Below are 17,513 nucleotides of genomic sequence, written 5' to 3'. Positions count from 1 at the left end.
TAACTCCACAGTATTTTTCTTTCTGTAGAATCCTATGCTTTTTCCTCTTTACTTATGTTCTGCATTTCATTCTCTTCTTTCTCTTCTGCATCTAAGTAATGCAAAAAACGTTTGATCTCTGCCCATGCCTTCTTCGATTCCGGCATCAGCAGCATTGCCATTTGAAACACATGGAACATTCCCTCATATATGGAAAGTTTTACTTTGCCTCCGGCTTCTTTTGCTTTTTTCGCAACTCTGGTCGAATCGCTTAAGAGCATTTCATAGGAGCCCACCTGTATCAGCAATGGTGGAAATCCTTCATAATCACCAAATAATGGAGAAATATACTCATTCGTCGGGTCATTGTCTCCAAGGTAGTCCTTGTTATATAACATGCTGTCCCTTGTTTTTCCAAACAATGGGTCTTTCTCAAAGTTTGTTTCCACTGATTCGCCGCTGATCGTTAGATCTGTCCACGGTGACATGGCGATCACACCGGATGGCAGCGGTTCTTGATGGTTTTTCAGCCATAGGCAGAGTGCCAATGCCAATCCGCCACCGGCGGAATCTCCTGCCACAACAATTTTTTCTGCCGGATATCCCTGCTCTAACAGCCAGTGATATGCCGCGATCGTATCCTCTAATGCCGCCGGATACGGATGCTCCGGTGCAACCCGGTAATCAATGGTCAATACACGGCAGTTGCCGCCCAACTCACTGTAAAGTGCCGCAAACGAACGGTATGCATTCTTCATCGTGGCAATATATCCGCCTCCATGAAGCTGCAGCACCACCCGGCTGCCCACATTTTCCACCGGCTCTAACAGCTCCATGGTAAAATTTTCCATAAGAATCATTGTATTTGTGAACTGCTCCGGACATTTCCATTCCGGTTCTAAATCCACAGCTCTTTTTCTTAACTCTCCGCTTTTTATCTTTTTGCCGATCAACAGATCATTTGAAAAACGGGCAATCAGATCGCGGATCACTTTTCCTCTGATACTTTCTGCCATATTTTCTTCTTACTCCTTACGCCTCAGTTTCCTAAACATGAAATCTTCTCTTCAATTCCGCTCTCGCACGGCTTCCGCCAATGATAAAGGTGCCGAGGAACAAAAATACCGAAACAGCAAGTGCGATCTCACTTAAAAACGGTTTTGTAATGACATCCTTCTTCCATAAAATGATCGGAAAGATACTGCACAAAATGCAAAAAAGCTGAAACAGCAGATAACTCGGCCAGTTCCTCCAGTTGACGATCATCAAAAGTATGATCGCCACATTCAGCATGATCACGCCTGCCGGCAGGACATAGTTCAAAGACCAGCCACGATAACCGGCCACTTCATCAATCAGAAAGAGCAGTCCGATACTGAATATCGTCACAAGAATAATCTTACTGCGGTAGCCTGCATCGTTTTGGATTCCGATCTTCATGATCAGATAAATGTAAATAAATACTCCTGCCGTGATCGCACTCCACCAGATTCCCTTATGATGGTTTACATTGATGAATACCAACAGTGCCTCTGCCATAACGGCTAAAAATACATAGATACGGATGATCAGTGCAAAACGTTTTTCCCGGATTCCCACATCAGGATATGCCGCTTCTCTTTCGCTTCCGTCCTGTTCCACCACACAATGGCACAGCGGGCAGACTCCGGTACGGTCTAAAATCTCTATTTTACAATTTCTGCATTTACTCATAACACACACCATTACTTTCTATCGAAACATCCAGTCCATCGGACGCTAACTTTCTAAAAAAAGCTTTCTGTACGGAAGTATCTTTTAAAATAAAACTAAACGTAAACACCAGTGTATCCTTGTAAGAACAGATCGTTCCTTTTAAGTTCTGCCCTTTGGACATCGCAAGATAGGCATGAAATCCCTCTATATATGGCTCATATTCCTCCCGCACGGAAATATTTCCTATATTGGTAATGGTAGAAGTATTTGCCAGTGCCGCCGATGTATAGACCGAACGAATGGCAAGTTTTTTCAATACCAACGGGACTGCCCTTGCGATCAATATCTTTTCGTTGGATACATTATAAGAAAAAATATCCTCTAAATGCTCTTTATTGATCTGTGACCGCAGACTCTCACACACGATCTTTAGTACCTCTTCAAAGGTATAGGTTTCCTTTTTGGCTTCAAATTCTGCCGAGACCATTGCAAAAAAATTCTTTGTCGTCACAGAGTTAAAAAACGGACGCAGATTGACCGGAACGGCGACACGGACCGGACGTTTCTCCGGCATCCCATGCATATACTCCGTATAAATACTCCAGATAAAGACACTGACTAAATATTCATTGATACTTGCTCCCATCTTCTTACAGACACTTTTTAGCTGTGGGATATTCAAATATCCGTGTATTACGCCAAACTCCGGCTCTTTGAATTTTTCTCCTTTGAGCAGATATGCCTTCTGGGTCTTATAAATCTTCTGGCTGCTCTTTCTGTAATTCTTGATAAAACTATCCTCTGTATTTAACGAAGTCTCACTGCAAAGAGCATCGCCGCCCACCTGCTCACGAAGTTTCGGATGAGCCAGACGCAGATATTGATAAGTCAGCTCCCGTAAAAAATTGATACCGCCCATTCCATCGGTCAGCACATGGAAAACTTCTAAATTGATCCGCTTCTTATAATAAGTTACCCGGAACAGATAACTCCGATTCTTATTCTGTACAATGTAACGGCATGGATAGGTTTCCTCTTCATGCACCCGCGGAGCCCGCTTTACATTTTCTTCAAAATAATACCAGAAAATTCCCTGCCGCAGCCGCACATGAAAAATCTCAAATTTCGGCAATACAATATCCAATGCCTGCTGTAACAGATCCTGTTGTACTTCTTCTTTTAAGACAACACTGATCCGATACACATTCGTCATCTCATTTCCGGCAATGACCGGAAATACATGTGCTGTATTGTCTAATTTATCCCATCTTAATGTTCCCTGTTTTTCTTCGGTTCTTTTCATACCGTCCCCTTTTCTGTGTTTTTTCTTTCTATAGTAGTATAAGAGTATTTTCCCCCTGTGTAAAGGGTAGTTTTGGGTATTTCCTATAGAGCAAAAAAGAGGGAAGGTACAACCTTCCCTCTAATGCAAACTATATTTGTGAATTCGATTTTTATCCCTGCATAAATCTTGCCAAAAACTGTCTAGTCCGTTCTTCCTTCGGGTGTTCGATGACTTCCTTTGGATCACCCTGCTCAATGATATATCCGCCATCCATAAAGATCACGCGGTCTGCTACATCCCTTGCAAAGCTCATCTCATGTGTCACGATCACCATGGTCATTTTTTCTTCCGCAAGTTCACGGATTACTTTTAAAATCTCTCCGGTCAGTTCCGGATCTAATGCACTTGTCGGTTCATCAAAAAACAGAATTGACGGTTTTAATGCAAGTGCTCTTGCAATGGCTACCCTCTGCTGCTGTCCCCCTGAAAGCTGGCACGGATAGACATCTGCTTTGTCCCCTAAGCCCATCTTCTCCAAAAGACGTCTTGCTTCTTTTTCTGCTTCTTTTTTACTCTGCTTCTGGACACTGATCGGCGCATCCATAATATTTTTCAACACCGAATAGTGTGGAAACAGATTAAAATTCTGAAATACCAGTCCGTAACTTCCTTCATAATGGATCGTTCCGCTATCTGCCTGCTCTAAGCCTGTGCAGCAACGCAGCAGCGTAGATTTTCCGGAACCGGACGGACCGATGATCGCAACGACTTCTCCTTCTTCTACCCCAAGAGAAATGTCATGCAGTACATCGAGGTCTTCAAAACTTTTCTTTAAATTCTCTATCTCTAATAACTTCATCGCATTTCTCCTACTGATAATAAGACAGGCGTTTTTCTAAATATTCCATACCTACCGCTACGATCAGATTAAATATGTAGTAAAACAGTCCTGCTACAAACAATGGTACGATCGTGGTCTGTGCCGCTGCGATCTGTTTTGCGATCGTAAACATCTCTGCATATGCCAATACAAATGCCAGTGAGGTGTCTTTGACCAGTGTAATTACCTCATTTGTTACCGGCGGCAGCACCCTTTTTACCATTTGTGGAAAAATAATCTTCCAAAATGTCTGGACCCTGGAATATCCAAGGACTTTTGCTGCCTCACGCTGTCCTACCGGGATCGACTGGATACCGGAGCGGTAAATCTCTGCAAAATACGCCGCATAGTTGATACTGAATCCGATGATTGTTGCATAGAACCGGTACTCGGTGGAAATATTCTGCCGGAATACATAATACGGTCCGAAATAAACCACTAAAAGCTGTAACATCAGCGGTGTTCCACGCATAATGGATATATAAAATTTTGTGATCCATTGAAGCGGTTTTATCTTAGACATTCTCGCAAATGCCACTAAAAGTCCCAATGGAAGAGAAAACAGCAACGTCAGCACAAATATGGAAACAGATGCCCCCATACCCGGTAAAAGCTGACGAAACATGATATCAAATGCCATTTCTTTGCTCCTTACTTACCAAGACATACCATATCTGATAAATCCCATTTTTTTGCGATATCATCAAATGTACCGTCTTTTACCATCTCATCTAATGTACTCTGTACCTGATCTCTTAACTCTTCATTTCCAAGTTTGAAACCAACTGCATACTGCTCTGTACGTATCTTATCATCTAACATTGCAAATCCTGTTCTGGATTCTAACTGATAATCTGCCACACCGATATCTACTACGATCGCATCTACGGCTCCTGCCTCAAGGTTCATAAATGCTGTGTTATAATCTGCTACCTGCTGTAAGTCTGAAAAACTTGCTGCTAATTTTAAGTTTTCTTCGTTGTCCTCTTCATCTGTCAAAGCTGCAAGTCCTGAAGAATCTGCCTGTACGGCTACGACTTTTCCTGCTAAATCCTCTTTTTTCTCAATTCCTGAACCCTCTTTTACTACTACAACGATAGAGTTATCTACATATGGTTTTGACCATGTATAGTCATCCTCACGTCCTGTCATCGTAAATCCGTTCCAGATACAGTCGATAGAACCTGAATTTAACTCCATATCTTTAGAATCCCAATCAATTGGCTGTTTTACGAGTTCCCAGCCATTACGGGCACATACTTCCTGTGCTAAATCCAAGTCAAATCCTACATATTCGCCATTGTCATCTTTATATCCGTATGGAGGATATTCTGCATCAAATCCAACGATAAACTGTTTATCGGAATTTTCCTTATCCTTAGAATCCTCTGTCTTTGTCTCTTTCTTTGCAGATGTATCTGCGTCTTTACTGCTTCCGCAGCCTGCCATTGTAAATACCATTGCCGCTGCCATAAGCACTGCTGCAAATCCGGTTGCTCTTTTCATAAAAAAATCCTCCTTTTTCATTCACTGTACTTTAGTATACTACCATGATAAAACAGTAATGTAAAGGAGGATTTTAAGGATTTTTGTAATATGTTAAGATTCTAAGATGATCGCAACGGTCAGGCTCTGTCCATCCTCACTGTATGCCCTGATTCTCCGCTAACATCTGCGTCAATTCATCTGCATGCTCTATGATATGAAAATAATTAGTCAGATTGACCCTTCCCCACCTCTGTGATTAGCAATAAAACTCTGAGCCCCATCCACTTCTTTCTGTGGATGAGGCTCAGTTTGTGTTTCCTATGAACTCTTTATATTAATACTTCTTATTTTTACTTCCTACTGACATTTCTTTCTCTTTTTATCGGCTGCTACAACTCCTGCCATTCCTACTACAGAAACACACAGTATTCCTGCCCAGAGTATCGGCTGAAAGATATCACCGGTCTTCGGTGCTTTTACCTGTGCATTGGCTGTGGTTGTTGTATTGTTTGTTCCATTGCCCGATGTGTTCGTATTTGTATCCGGTTTTTTATTATCGGAAGGATTCTTAGTATCAGAATTATCCTTCTTTGCAATCGTCAGACTGGTAGTTGCATAGCCGTCCGTAAATTTGAATTTTACGGTATGCTTTCCTACAGATAATGTATTTACAAAATCTTTTTTGAATTTTATATAAGTAGAACCGCTCCATGCCGTGTAATTTTTGCTGTCTACGGTCTTACCGTCGATTTCAATTCCCTTAAAATTCTTATACTTACCGTCTGCACGCATGGTCAGACTTCCGTCTTTATTAATTGTATAGGTAGCATCTGCCCCCTCGATCACCTTATATTTCTTCTGTGTAGGCTTCTCCGGGTTGGTTGGGTTTTCCGGGTCCGGCTTGGTCGGATTCTCCGGATCTGGTTTTGTTGGATTCTCCGGGTTACTTGGTGTCAGTTTTGGAATGCTGACACTATCTACCACTGCTCCACATACGGTACATTCCTTATGTCTGCTTCCTTCTTTCGTGGAAGTAGGTAATTCGTCGATGATCCAGTCACTCTTGGTATGTCCGTTATTTACGGTAATGGATACGGTTGTCCTGTTCCCTGCTTTGTCTACTGCTTCTATTTTCTGTTTTCCGCTCTTTGGAGAGACCGTAAACTTATCATCCTTTAAAGTTACTTTTTTGCCGTCTAATTTTACGGTATCTAAGTCCTTGTCGGTAACGGTTACGGTCACCTTACTGCAATAGGTCTTTCCGTTCGTAACACCGGTAATCTCTGGTGCTGTTGTGTCCGTAGAATTGATCTTAATCTTTGCAATTGTATTTTCTACGAACTGATAGTTTGCAGTTGCCTTTCCACCGCTGTAAGTTACTTCAAAATTCTTAACATTGGTATCATTTGTATTCACGGTTCCTTTTACTTTGGCAGTTGGTTTTTGGAATCCTGCAATACTGTTCTCATCCTCGCCATCTGCAAATCCATCTACTCTGACGGTAAGTTCCGGCATTGCATCACCTCTGTCGATCACAACATCCGCAACGGATACTAACAGTTTTCTCGGCTCAATCGTAAATGTCCAGCTGCTGTCTGTCAGACCGGAAGCTGCAAGATAATTATCATTTTCTGCCACATTGATCTTTGCGATATATGTTCCGGCATTGACCGGTGTGACTTTCTTTCCGTTCTGATAATATTCTACTGTGATATCTCCGCAGGAAGTCCCATTTTTTTTCGATATTTCTGCTGCCTTTGCTTCCCCATTGTAGATCAGACTCTGTGGCGCTTTAAACTGAAAATCGGATGCTTTTAATGTAGCAGCTTCTTTTTTCAAAAAAAGCTCATTATTGTCTTCTTTTATTACGAAACCATCCTTATCACTGACAAATTTAGATACATCCGACTCTTTCAACACATAACCTTTACCATAGATATATCTGGCATCTCCTCCACCTATGGAAACAGGATAGGTTTCGAGAGCACTGGTAATACCTATCTTAGCATTTCCCGCTAAGGAACCTTCCACATATACATTTGATCCGAAATCCGACAGATAAAGATTATTGGCTGTTCCTGTGGTATAGCGCTGTTCTGTTGTACTCCAGATACCGTCCTTATAATTGCCACTGATATTGATATCACTGTTTAAAAGACATGCTCCACTTACCGGAACGAAAACACCGCCTCCGTTTCCACTTGTACTATTGCCGGTGATCGTACCTCCATACAGTCTCTCTACATTATAGACACCGCCTCCGTTTCCTTTAGCAGTATTTCCACTGATGGTTCCACCGGTCATGCGGGCGGAACCACCTCCAAATTCATAGATTCCGCCTCCATTGCCGGCAACTGTGTTACCACTGATAGTTCCACCAGCCATTTCAAAATATCCACCATTGCCAATCACATAAACCGTTCCGTCACTCTCGGATACATTATTTCGGATCTCACTGCCTTCTTTCATAGTCACCGTACTATAATGATTTACATATATGGCTGCGCCTTCCTTTGCATGGTTATTCTCAATCACGGTACCACTTTCTAAATTTACCAAAATACTCTTAGATTTAAGTGCCGGTGATGCAGTCTGTGTATTTCCGTCCTTATTTCCATCCACGATGATATTCTTCAATGTAACGACATCTGACTTATGACCATTGGCACCATCAAAATCCAGTATTACATCTGTATGACTCTTACCCCGGATCAACTTTGATACATTGGATGCATCCGGACTCTGGATCGTCACTGCTCTTCTGACATATACCTTATCTGTGATCGTTATGTCATTCATGACATTGATAAGACTGATATATTGATTTTGGGCTGCCGCCTGCAGCTCAGTCAATGTCTTAACATTTGCAACACCTGTTGGCTCGATCTGTATGTATTTATAATCATCTAATACCGTATCCTTGGCTGCCTGTGTTCCCGGTGCAGCATCGCCGATAAATACATTATAGTCTTCATAACCATACCCACTCTTATCTATACCGGAAGGAGACTCATAAGCAGCAGCACCTCCAAAAGCTGTCAGAACAGCAGAGTTTTTCACATAAATACTCTGTCGTGCAAAAATACCTTTTCCCGTACTGCCATCGCCCGCTGCCTCAAGCTTCGTCCTGATCCCATCGATTTTCAGCACTCCTCCCGATGATATGGCTGTAGCACCACTTTTCGCCCGGGCTTTCACTTCCACGCCATCCGAGACCGTCATGCCGGAGCCAGCCTGTATTGCCTCTTTTCCGTCGCTTTCCACTGTCAGACTGCCCGTTCCGCCACCATATCCGCCATAGCGGATCGTCAAATAACCGGTGACCTCTATCGCTGTTTCATTCTGCGTGGCAGTCACGATATTCGTATTTGTTTCCTGATCGTTGCATACATATATGGTAAGATTTCCATCTGCTTTGATCGTATGTGCCTCTAAATTATTCAGCCAAAGCTCACCCGCCGTATCGTAATATGCACTATGGTCCTCATAAGTACCTGTTGCACCGCTATCAGCAGTATCACCATTTTTAAAATACTCCTTACCGCCCGCATACAATTCCACACCATCTACACATACGCTCGCGGCATTCTCTGCTGCGGATATCTGCATTGACATTTGTGGCAGCATTGGTAATATTCCAAGTACCAGCACTGTGCAAAGCAGCCAGGCAATCCCTTTTCTTATCTTATTTGTCTGCCTCATGTGTTACCTCCTTACATCCATACTCCCAAATTGACATAGTTTTACATTTTTTATATAATTATATTACACCGTACATCAGTGTACGATACAAGAGTTTTTTCTAAATTTTACAGCATTTTTGGAGGTTTTATGAGTCAGAAAGAAGATCGTCTGATGTCTATCGGAGAAATTGCAAAATCCCTTGGCATCACACGAAGAATTATATTGAATTATGAAGAAAAAAATCTGTTGCAGGCAGATGTAAAAGACGGGGCTACCGGCAACCGTTACTACCTGGCAGACTCCCTGACGAAGATACGGACGATCCGCGTACTGCAAAACCTCGGTCTGTCTTTGGATGACATCCAGGCATATTACGACGGAACTACTGATATGGAGCCTATGATCGAGCGTTTAGAAAAGCTTCGTGATGAATTAAATCTCAATATTGAAAAACTAAAACAGCGTGTAAAAAGCGACAATGACTTTGAACTCCATACGGTCACGATCCCGGAACAGACCATCTACCGCCGCACGATGCGTGCTGACACCGTAGAACAGAGAAAGGAGCATTTACGGGATATTATCCCTGATGCTATGCGAAAATACGGCTCAGACACCAGCAAACGCATGTATTTTATTGAATATCCGTTAGATGACCCGAACCTGATTTCCTATTGTATTGCAGTCCCACCGCAGAGTGAGGGCGAATACATTCACAGACTGCCGGAAGAAAAAGCACTCTGCATTTTTTACCACGGCAGCTATGAATCGATCCCGGATATACGCGACAGACTGATCGCATATGCAAAAGAACATGGATTTTCTTTAAAGGGAACCTGTCGGCATATCTATCTCGAAGGTCCCCCGGCACATACAGATCCGAGTAAGTTTATTACGCAGGTGGCCTTATTGATAGAGTGATAATAAGGTATTGATAAATTTGTTTTCTGTGTATATACTAAGTATATACGTCTATCTGTAAGGAGTTTTTTCATGCAAACACAAGTAAAAGAATGGGGTAACAGCCAGGGAATCAGACTGCCAAAAGAAGTATTAAAAAGTGCAGGAATTACATTGAATGAAGTTTTAGATGTTACCATATCAAATGGCGTAATTACTTGGGATACTCCCGAGATTTCCCCTCCTCAATTAAAATAGCATTATAACTTTCCATATTTGCCAACACCAACAACTGATTTAAATTTGCATCATCACGCACATTCCCCTTTTTACCCGGATTATTATTTTTCCATTGCTTTGCAGTCTGACCAAATAACGCAACATTTAAAAGATCTGCTTCACTGGCATATGTATAAGCAATCTGTTCTGGTGTCAGCTCTGGTGGAATCAAATTTTCCTTCACCGCATCCGTGTGAATACAGTAGTTCACCTTTGATAAAGCCCTGTTCAAGTTCCAGTCCAATGAAAGTCGACTGTTTTCATCTTGTTTTAACCTGCGGTAATCTTTCATAATATACAGTTGAAATTCCGGAGAAATCCATGTAGCAAATGCCATTGCAATATCGCTATGTGCATAAGTTCCCCCACCATATCTGCCTGCTTTTGACACTATTCCAATAGCATTGGTCTGTTCAATCCATTTGGTTGGCGTCATAACAAACCTGTTTAATCCTGTCTCACTTCTAACCGCCTCGAATTGCACACGGTTAAAATCTGGATTATGAAGTTCTTCCCAAACAGCCAAAAACTCAACTGTATTTCTGTTTCGCATCCAGTTCTGAATGACAAATCTGGGATCATTATCATTTCTATATTTTGCAATATCTGTCAACGAAATATATTCATTTTCAAAATCTTTCGTGTAAATCCCAATATCAATTCCTTTTGCGTGAATAATTTCCCTAACTATTTTATTTGCCATCTCTATTCCTCCACCATGTTCTCCATCTGTTCCAACTTCTGCAAGGCTTTCATATACGCCATGAGTCTTTTATATTGCTCATCTCCAAGGCTGTGAATCTGCTTTAAAATCTTAATATCCGACCTGGTTACTTCATAATTCGCATCTTCATCCTTATATTCCGGATCAATGCCTTTTCCTGTCAAAAGCTGTTCGGGAGTAATCTCCAATGCATCACATATAGACAACAGACAGTCCGCTTTGGGATTCGTCTTTTTCTTCTCTTTATATAGCTCCGTGTACAACTGTCTTATTCTTCCGGAATACGGATCTTACCAATATCATGAAGGGAAGAAGCAGTTGTAATCAAAGCAATATCTGCCTCTGTCAAAGGATAAGCATCTGTTACTTTTACCAGTTGTCTCAGCATCATCTCCGTTGCTGTTTTTATATGCAGGATGTGTTCTCTGCTCTCGCTGTTACGGGATTCCAATATATTACTCATAATCCGAATCATGATATTATTATTTTCTTCTTTTTCGTAAACCTGATCATAAACCACATTTATCAGATGCTTTTGGTTCATATAGAGGCCCAAGGTATTCTGAACTCTTTTCTTTACAATCACAGAATCAAACGGTCGTGTGATATAATCTGTGATTCCCAGCTCATATGCCTTACGCATAGTATCAACAGCATCTTCAGAAGATATCATGATTACAGGAGTTTCAGCAATACACTGGCTTCTTTTCATTATTTTCAAGACTTCAAAACCATTCATCTGTGGCATATTGATATCCAAAAGCATCAGATCAATTCCAATATTTTCTCCTATCATCTGGATTGCCTGATTTCCGTTTTCGGCTTCCAGATAGTTATAAGCATCTCCAAGAATCTCCTTCAATATGTCCCTGTTAAATTTCGCATCGCTTAATGCTACATTCCCTTCTTTATTTCTTCAATCGTCATCTCATATACTTCTGTTACTTTTTTCATAGCTTCTGGTATCCCCGGCTGCTCTCCGGTCCTATCTCTCAAAAGTTCTGTTAAATCGTTACTAACCTCATACAGACGATCAAATGAAAGATTCTGACACACCCCTTTCAGTGTGTGTGCACCGCGGAAAGCATCTTCATAATTTTTATTTTCCAATGCCTGTTTTAACTGTATATAACTCTGATCTTCAAGGAACTTTAATGCAAATCTCCGAATCAGTGCTTCGCTGTGAAGGCGTCCCAAGACAGCTTCATAGTTTCCTCCAATAGCTTCATAACACTCTTGCATTGTCATATTTTAATCCTCCTGCCTATATTTCACCGCTTATTTGACACTGTCGTATCCATTATTTCACCAATTTATGAATTACTTTTATCAGTAATTCCACATCAACTGGCTTAGCAACATGTTCATCCATCCCTGCTGCTTTTGCTCTTATTCTGTCCTCCGTGAACGCATTTGCTGTCATTGCAATGATCGGTACCTCCTTTGCATCCTCTCTGTCTAGAGACCTGATCATCTTTGTAGCTTCATAACCATTCATTACCGGCATCATAATGTCCATAAGAATGACATCAAATTCACCAGGTTCACTATTTCTGAACAGCTCAACCGCTTCCTGCCCATTCCACGCTTTGATCACGTCCGCGCCCTCATTCTGAAGCATAAATTCAGCGATTTCCATATTCAGCTCATTATCTTCCGCCAGAAGAATATGCAATCCCTTTATAGATTTTTCGGATACATCCTTCTGTTCTTCACGTTTATCCGCATCCGGATCTATTTTAAATGGAACCCGGATCACAAATGTCGTCCCTACGCCTTTTTCACTTTCAAAAGTAATGGTTCCACCCATTTTCTCAACCAGCTTCCTTGAAATGGCCATTCCCAGTCCGGTTCCGGCAAACTTTGTGCGGCTTCCCGTATGTTCCTGTGCAAATGGTTCAAAAATATATTTCTGGAACTCCTCAGTCATTCCGATTCCTGTATCCCGACAGACAAATTCCATCGTCGTCATTTCCGGCTGTTCGGATGGGATTTCCATACAGCTGATATAGATATGTCCGTTTTCTCTGTTATATCTCACCGCATTGGACAGGATATTCATCATCACACGTTTCACATACCCCGGGCTTCCAATAAGATCACGGTGTATGATTTCTTTTTTCTCCCATACAATCCGGATATTCTGTTCTGCAGCAATCTGTTCGATCACAACAAGCACTTCCTCAGAAATTTTGCTCAGATTAAATGGACTCTCTTCCAGAACAACTTCACCGGATTCCAGCTTACCCATGTCCAGAACATCATTTACCAGTTCCAGCAACAAATTGGCTGCCGCTTTAACCTTTGTTCTGTATTCCTTCTGCTTCTCCATATCATCTGCATAATGGTCTGCCATATTGATCAAACCGTAGATTCCATTAATCGGAGTCCTGATATCATGGCTCATCCGCTGAAGAAACTCTGTTTTTGCCTCATTGGCGGCTTCTGCCTTTTTTGCTGCTGTCAGAAGTTCTGCTTTATATTTTTCATCTTTTTCCTGCTCCTGTTTCTGATGTGCCTGATTGGTTCTGTGACCCCAGAACAAAAATATACTGAATATCAGAAAATAAAGAAAAATAACACCTGCTACACTTAATGGAAGGTTATGAAACACTTCCGTATCCGGAAGATACGCATAGATATAATAATCCCGCTGCTTCAGCATGATTCCGTAACATCCGGTTCCTTCCTTCTTAAAATGATAAATGTGCTGACTGTCTGTATGCTTTTTCATTGCCTGAACAACCTCGTTGCCAGCCGTATTCTGCCCCAACAGGCTCTCATTATTGCTGGCAACAACGATTCCGTCGTCTGCAACAATAATCGTTCCATCTTTCTGGATACTATAACCATTTAAAAGCCCCTGTATCGTCAGCGTATAGTTTCTGGCAAATTCAGGAGATGTGTAATAATAGATTGCAACGATACCCGGTGCATCTTTTCTGGCGCAGGCTGCAATGTCGATATGTGACCCGTCTTCCCTGGTAAACCGTTCCGAATAGCTTCTTTCTTCATATCCGGCAAAATTCATGATAATTTCTTTTTGCAGATACTCCGTAATCTCATTAGCCAGAGACTCATCCGTGCTGTATTCACAGTCCGTCTTTCCTTCTGCATCCAGTACAATGATACCATCCACCCATAGAGTCTGCAGGTTTTCCTTCAGGAAATCCCGGCTTAGCTGACCGCTGTTTTCTATTTCCATATCGATATTCGTACTCATCTGTCTGGCACTTTCAATCGCACGGAGAAGACTTTTGGATTCCGAAGATTCATTATAATGAGTGTAGGTGGAACACTGCACTTTCACATAGTTTACAATCTCTACCATTCTTTTCTCTGCTTCTGCTTTTTCTGCGTGAAAGAAATAACACAGAGATACTACAGCCACACAGATTCCAATCAGAGCACCGAACAGCTGGATTCGTTTTTCTCTTTTCTTTCTCTTAATACCCAAAATCATCCACCTCCAGATACTTCTGGGGATCATCCAGATATTTTTCAATAATTTTCAGGGATGTGCCATCCTGACGCATTTCTTCCAGCGTCTGGCTCATCTGCTCACAGATTCCTCTGTCATCATCTTTTGCAAAAGCAACACCTATTCCAGTGATCATCAAAGGTTCTTCCAGGATACGAAAGCTTGCGTCATAATCCTTCATATACTGGACAACAGATTCCTCGTGTACTGCAACTGCATCTACATATCCTTTTCCCAGAAATGTATAGATCAGCTCCCTGTGTCCCAGGCTGATCAGATTGCCCAGCTTTGGGATTCTCTCATCCGTCCGGTTCAGAAAGATGCCTTCCGGTTTGGTTGTGGACTGAACAGCCAGGTTCTTACCCTCCAGATCACTCAGTTTATAGATATCACTATTCTCATTTACAGCAACCACCTGACGGCTTGCTATATATGGTCCCGCCCAGCGGTAATCATCAAGGCGTCCTTCCATGGAAAAGCAGCCCATGATACAGTCAATCTCTCCGCTCTCCACCAGTTCTTTTTTCTTCTCCCAGTTGATCTGGACAACGTCCACCTGATATCCCATTCTTTTGAAAGCTTCTGTAGCCAGTTCTACATCGATTCCCGTCGGTACACCATCCTCATTCAGATAATTGTATGGTGGATAGTTGTCACTGCCGAGGGTAATAACAGGCTTTTCGGTTTCTTCTTTCGTGTTATCTGTGTTTTTACACCCTGCCAGGGTGACTGCTAAAATTCCCGCAAGCAGAATGCCTGCAATCACTCTTTTTCCTTTCATTTTCTGTCCATCCCTAACTATCCTTTTTGATTCTTCTATGTCCGGTTACTTTCCATTCGTCACTGTACAGTGACCTGCGGTTCGGTACCCCCCCACCAGATTTTATGCTTCTGATCGTCTTTTCCAGCACCTTCATCTCAACCGGTTTTGAAACATGTGCATTCATGCCAGCCGCAAGGGAATGCTGAATGTCTTCTGAGAATGCGTTGGCAGTCATGGCAATAATCGGAATCGTTTTTGCCAGTTTATGGGAACTTCTGCGGATTGCCTTCGTTGCCTCATAACCATTCATAACAGGCATCTGCACATCCATTAGAATCATGTCATAATCACCTGGAGCAGACTGTTCAAATGCTTTCAAAATCTCTTCGCCATTTTCACAGATGGTACATTCCGCACCTTCAATCTTTAACAGTTCCGTCAGGATCTCTGCGTTCAGCTCATTATCCTCTGCACACAGGAATCTCATTCCTTGAAGGATATTACCATCCTGCTCATCTGTTTCTTCTTGTGCCGCCAGAGCAACCGTTCTATCCTCTGCAATTTTCAGATCCATGAGAACCTCAAAACAGCTTCCCTGTCCCAATTCACTGTCCACATCAATGGTACCTCCCATTGCCTCAACCAGGTTCTTAGTAATAGCCATTCCAAGTCCGGTTCCCTGTATTTTGTTTGTAAGGGAACTTTCCGCACGGGTAAACGCATCAAAAATTGTATCCTTGAAATCTGCCGACATTCCCAATCCATTATCGCTAATTAAGAAACGGTACTTTGCATAGACAGATGACTTTGTCTCACATTCTTCTACCAGAAGCTGAATTTTTCCACCCTCCTGCGTATATTTTATGGCATTAGACAGCAGATTACTGAAAATCTGCATCAAATGAACCTGATCCCCATTCACCCACTCATGCTTGATATTTTCTTTTATAATTGTAAAGGTCTGATGCTTTTCATATATTTGAGAATGAAATATAGTGTCAAGTTCCTGAATAAAATCCAGAATAGAAAAGTCAGAATACTTGAAGACTGTTTTTCTTGCCTCAATCTTACTCATATCCAAAACATCATTAATAATTCCTAACAGATGCTGTGATGAAATATCTATTTTATCTGCATACTCTATTACCTTGCCTTTATCAGCGGCATCATGTCGGACCAATGACGTAATACCAATGATTGCATTCATAGGAGTACGTATATCGTGAGACATATTGGCAAGAAAACTACTCTTGGATCTGTTCGCTTCCTCTGCCACCTGAAAAGCTTCCTCTGCCGCTTTTTTTGCCTGCCGCAGTTCTGTATTCACTGTTTCCAGTCTCGCATTATTTTCCCGCTCCACACGAATCGCTTCCTGTTGATTTCTACGCATAATAAAAGAAATTCCCAGCATAACGCAGACAGCTGCGATAACCGTAAAGATAACGATAACTATCGTAACAAAATTGACAAGTTTTAAGGTATTCGTAGCAACATATTCTGCCGGAACCAGAAAGATAAGGGTCCATTCGGCATTTTCCATTCTTTTTAACCCGTAAAAATATTCTGTTCCATCCAGAACTGCATTAGAATAACTGCAGCCTTTTTCTTCCAGTTTCGCCTTTGTTTTCTCAAAGGAAGAATTGTGAAGATACTTCATGTTCTGTAAAACAGAAAAAACATTATGTCCCTTGATTAGTTCTACTTGATTGCTATTAAACAATTTAAATCCATTATCATCCAGTACATACACACTGTTGTTTCCATCATATGCCTCGCAGTTAAAATAAGGATTCAGCTGTTCCATGTCCTGAACAATTCCAAAATAGAGAATTGAAGTTTTCTTTTCTCCATTCTGAAGATCTATGGGTTCCTGCAGACGATTCAGAAATATCATCTTTGACTGGTTGTCCGTCATAGAATCAAAAACAAAACTGATCTTTTCAGGATTTTCTTCAAAATAATCCAGATCCCGGAAAAGTCCCCTGTTTCCGGATTCTGTATAATATCCGCCTTCTGAATCCACTGCCATCAACATGATCTTATGATCTGCATATGCTGATAATTCATATTTCTTTTTCATATGTCTGCATAGCTCATCTGTAGTCTGTATATTTGCATCTTTCAGATAATTACATTCTTCCGTTACCCGGTCCCAGTGGGAATCGATTACATCCTCCAGATTTTGAAACATCTGATGGGTAATCTCTTCCATCTGGTTTAATCGTTCCTCATAGATAATATCCTGGATATAAGTATGATACAGGAAAAAGAATGCAAGAAGCATCGCTCCGCCAGCCATACAGCAGCCCAATATTAAGTTCCGGTAACTCTTTGCCTTCTGCATCCTTCCCCTCC

Annotated in this window: 15 protein-coding genes and 1 pseudogene; 2 read left to right on the top strand and 14 right to left on the bottom strand. The window is 41.6% G+C overall.

The genetic code is table 11. The features are described 5' to 3' along the window. Window positions 1–32: 32 nt before the first annotated feature. The 7 genes from WMO43_RS02780 to WMO43_RS02750 all read right to left on the bottom strand — a co-directional run bounded on the left by WMO43_RS02780 (window position 33) and on the right by WMO43_RS02750 (window position 9,029). Window positions 33–995, bottom strand: coding sequence for an alpha/beta hydrolase (locus WMO43_RS02780; RefSeq protein WP_353529872.1), 963 nt, complete (start codon window positions 993–995; stop codon window positions 33–35). A 31-nt stretch (window positions 996–1,026) separates the two neighbouring features. Next, window positions 1,027–1,692 (bottom strand): DUF6320 domain-containing protein, encoded by a 666-nt coding sequence (locus WMO43_RS02775; RefSeq protein WP_353529871.1) that lies wholly within the window; start codon window positions 1,690–1,692, stop codon window positions 1,027–1,029. After that, window positions 1,685–2,977: a hypothetical protein gene (locus WMO43_RS02770; RefSeq protein ID WP_177962580.1), complete on the bottom strand. Its 1,293-nt coding sequence runs from the start codon at window positions 2,975–2,977 to the stop codon at window positions 1,685–1,687. Before WMO43_RS02770 ends, WMO43_RS02775 begins: the two co-directional genes overlap by 8 nt. 151 nt (window positions 2,978–3,128) lie before the next feature. Further along, entirely contained in the window at window positions 3,129–3,818 is a 690-nt protein-coding gene (locus WMO43_RS02765) for an amino acid ABC transporter ATP-binding protein (protein ID WP_353529869.1), read from the bottom strand. Window positions 3,819–3,828: 10 nt separating this feature from the next. Then, a complete protein-coding gene (locus WMO43_RS02760) occupies window positions 3,829–4,479 on the bottom strand; it encodes an amino acid ABC transporter permease (protein ID WP_353529867.1) in 651 nt (216 codons plus the stop codon). Window positions 4,480–4,490: 11 nt separating this feature from the next. Further along, complete coding sequence (locus WMO43_RS02755; RefSeq protein WP_353529864.1) at window positions 4,491–5,345, bottom strand: amino acid ABC transporter substrate-binding protein; 855 nt, start codon at window positions 5,343–5,345, stop codon at window positions 4,491–4,493. 339 nt (window positions 5,346–5,684) lie between these two features. Further along, window positions 5,685–9,029 (bottom strand): pectate lyase-like adhesive domain-containing protein, encoded by a 3,345-nt coding sequence (locus tag WMO43_RS02750; protein WP_353529862.1) that lies wholly within the window; start codon window positions 9,027–9,029, stop codon window positions 5,685–5,687. A gap of 129 nt (window positions 9,030–9,158) precedes the next feature. Between WMO43_RS02750 and WMO43_RS02745 the strand changes: the two genes are divergently transcribed. Both WMO43_RS02745 and WMO43_RS02740 read left to right on the top strand, forming a co-directional pair. After that, window positions 9,159–9,932 (top strand): MerR family transcriptional regulator, encoded by a 774-nt coding sequence (locus WMO43_RS02745; protein WP_353529861.1) that lies wholly within the window; start codon window positions 9,159–9,161, stop codon window positions 9,930–9,932. A 72-nt stretch (window positions 9,933–10,004) separates the two neighbouring features. Next, window positions 10,005–10,169, top strand: a complete 165-nt coding sequence (locus WMO43_RS02740) for an AbrB/MazE/SpoVT family DNA-binding domain-containing protein (RefSeq protein WP_353529860.1) — start codon at window positions 10,005–10,007, stop codon at window positions 10,167–10,169. Here WMO43_RS02740 and WMO43_RS02735 read toward each other — a convergent pair. From WMO43_RS02735 to WMO43_RS02705, 7 genes and pseudogenes are all read right to left on the bottom strand, one after another. Beyond that, window positions 10,126–10,893, bottom strand: a complete 768-nt coding sequence (locus WMO43_RS02735) for a KilA-N domain-containing protein (protein WP_353529858.1) — start codon at window positions 10,891–10,893, stop codon at window positions 10,126–10,128. The genes WMO43_RS02740 and WMO43_RS02735 overlap by 44 nt on opposite strands. Window positions 10,894–10,895: 2 nt before the next feature. After that, window positions 10,896–11,177: a hypothetical protein gene (locus tag WMO43_RS02730; protein ID WP_353529856.1), complete on the bottom strand. Its 282-nt coding sequence runs from the start codon at window positions 11,175–11,177 to the stop codon at window positions 10,896–10,898. Between the two features lie 8 nt (window positions 11,178–11,185). After that, window positions 11,186–11,806: pseudogene (locus WMO43_RS02725) on the bottom strand (response regulator); the annotation flags it as partial. 2 nt (window positions 11,807–11,808) lie between these two features. After that, on the bottom strand, window positions 11,809–12,162 hold the full coding sequence (locus WMO43_RS02720) for an Hpt domain-containing protein (protein WP_353529855.1): 354 nt from the start codon (window positions 12,160–12,162) through the stop codon (window positions 11,809–11,811). 52 nt (window positions 12,163–12,214) lie between these two features. Beyond that, window positions 12,215–14,377, bottom strand: a complete 2,163-nt coding sequence (locus WMO43_RS02715) for an ATP-binding protein (protein WP_353529854.1) — start codon at window positions 14,375–14,377, stop codon at window positions 12,215–12,217. Then, window positions 14,361–15,176: a substrate-binding periplasmic protein gene (locus WMO43_RS02710; protein WP_353529852.1), complete on the bottom strand. Its 816-nt coding sequence runs from the start codon at window positions 15,174–15,176 to the stop codon at window positions 14,361–14,363. The genes WMO43_RS02715 and WMO43_RS02710 overlap by 17 nt, the downstream gene beginning before the upstream one ends. A 13-nt stretch (window positions 15,177–15,189) precedes the next feature. Next, window positions 15,190–17,502, bottom strand: a complete 2,313-nt coding sequence (locus tag WMO43_RS02705; protein WP_353529851.1) for an ATP-binding protein — start codon at window positions 17,500–17,502, stop codon at window positions 15,190–15,192. Between the last annotated feature and the right edge of the window lie 11 nt (window positions 17,503–17,513).

Source organism: Maccoyibacter intestinihominis (assembly GCF_040096355.1).
GTDB lineage: Bacteria > Bacillota > Clostridia > Lachnospirales > Lachnospiraceae > Maccoyibacter > Maccoyibacter intestinihominis.
The sequence above is the reverse complement of the archived record's forward strand: the minus strand, read 5'-3'. Positions and strand labels throughout refer to the sequence as shown.

Excerpts from the sequence above, each read along its gene's own strand:
- WMO43_RS02780 (WP_353529872.1), bottom strand. The coding sequence starts at position 995 with ATGGCAGAAAGTATCAGAGGAAAAGTGATCCGCGATCTGATTGCCCGT.
- WMO43_RS02775 (WP_353529871.1), bottom strand. The coding sequence starts at position 1,692 with ATGAGTAAATGCAGAAATTGTAAAATAGAGATTTTAGACCGTACCGGA.
- WMO43_RS02770 (WP_177962580.1), bottom strand. The coding sequence starts at position 2,977 with ATGAAAAGAACCGAAGAAAAACAGGGAACATTAAGATGGGATAAATTA.
- WMO43_RS02765 (WP_353529869.1), bottom strand. The coding sequence starts at position 3,818 with ATGAAGTTATTAGAGATAGAGAATTTAAAGAAAAGTTTTGAAGACCTC.
- WMO43_RS02760 (WP_353529867.1), bottom strand. The coding sequence starts at position 4,479 with ATGGCATTTGATATCATGTTTCGTCAGCTTTTACCGGGTATGGGGGCA.
- WMO43_RS02755 (WP_353529864.1), bottom strand. The coding sequence starts at position 5,345 with ATGAAAAGAGCAACCGGATTTGCAGCAGTGCTTATGGCAGCGGCAATG.
- WMO43_RS02750 (WP_353529862.1), bottom strand. The coding sequence starts at position 9,029 with ATGAGGCAGACAAATAAGATAAGAAAAGGGATTGCCTGGCTGCTTTGC.
- WMO43_RS02745 (WP_353529861.1), top strand. The coding sequence starts at position 9,159 with ATGAGTCAGAAAGAAGATCGTCTGATGTCTATCGGAGAAATTGCAAAA.
- WMO43_RS02740 (WP_353529860.1), top strand. The coding sequence starts at position 10,005 with ATGCAAACACAAGTAAAAGAATGGGGTAACAGCCAGGGAATCAGACTG.
- WMO43_RS02735 (WP_353529858.1), bottom strand. The coding sequence starts at position 10,893 with ATGGCAAATAAAATAGTTAGGGAAATTATTCACGCAAAAGGAATTGAT.
- WMO43_RS02720 (WP_353529855.1), bottom strand. The coding sequence starts at position 12,162 with ATGACAATGCAAGAGTGTTATGAAGCTATTGGAGGAAACTATGAAGCT.
- WMO43_RS02715 (WP_353529854.1), bottom strand. The coding sequence starts at position 14,377 with ATGATTTTGGGTATTAAGAGAAAGAAAAGAGAAAAACGAATCCAGCTG.
- WMO43_RS02710 (WP_353529852.1), bottom strand. The coding sequence starts at position 15,176 with ATGAAAGGAAAAAGAGTGATTGCAGGCATTCTGCTTGCGGGAATTTTA.
- WMO43_RS02705 (WP_353529851.1), bottom strand. The coding sequence starts at position 17,502 with ATGCAGAAGGCAAAGAGTTACCGGAACTTAATATTGGGCTGCTGTATG.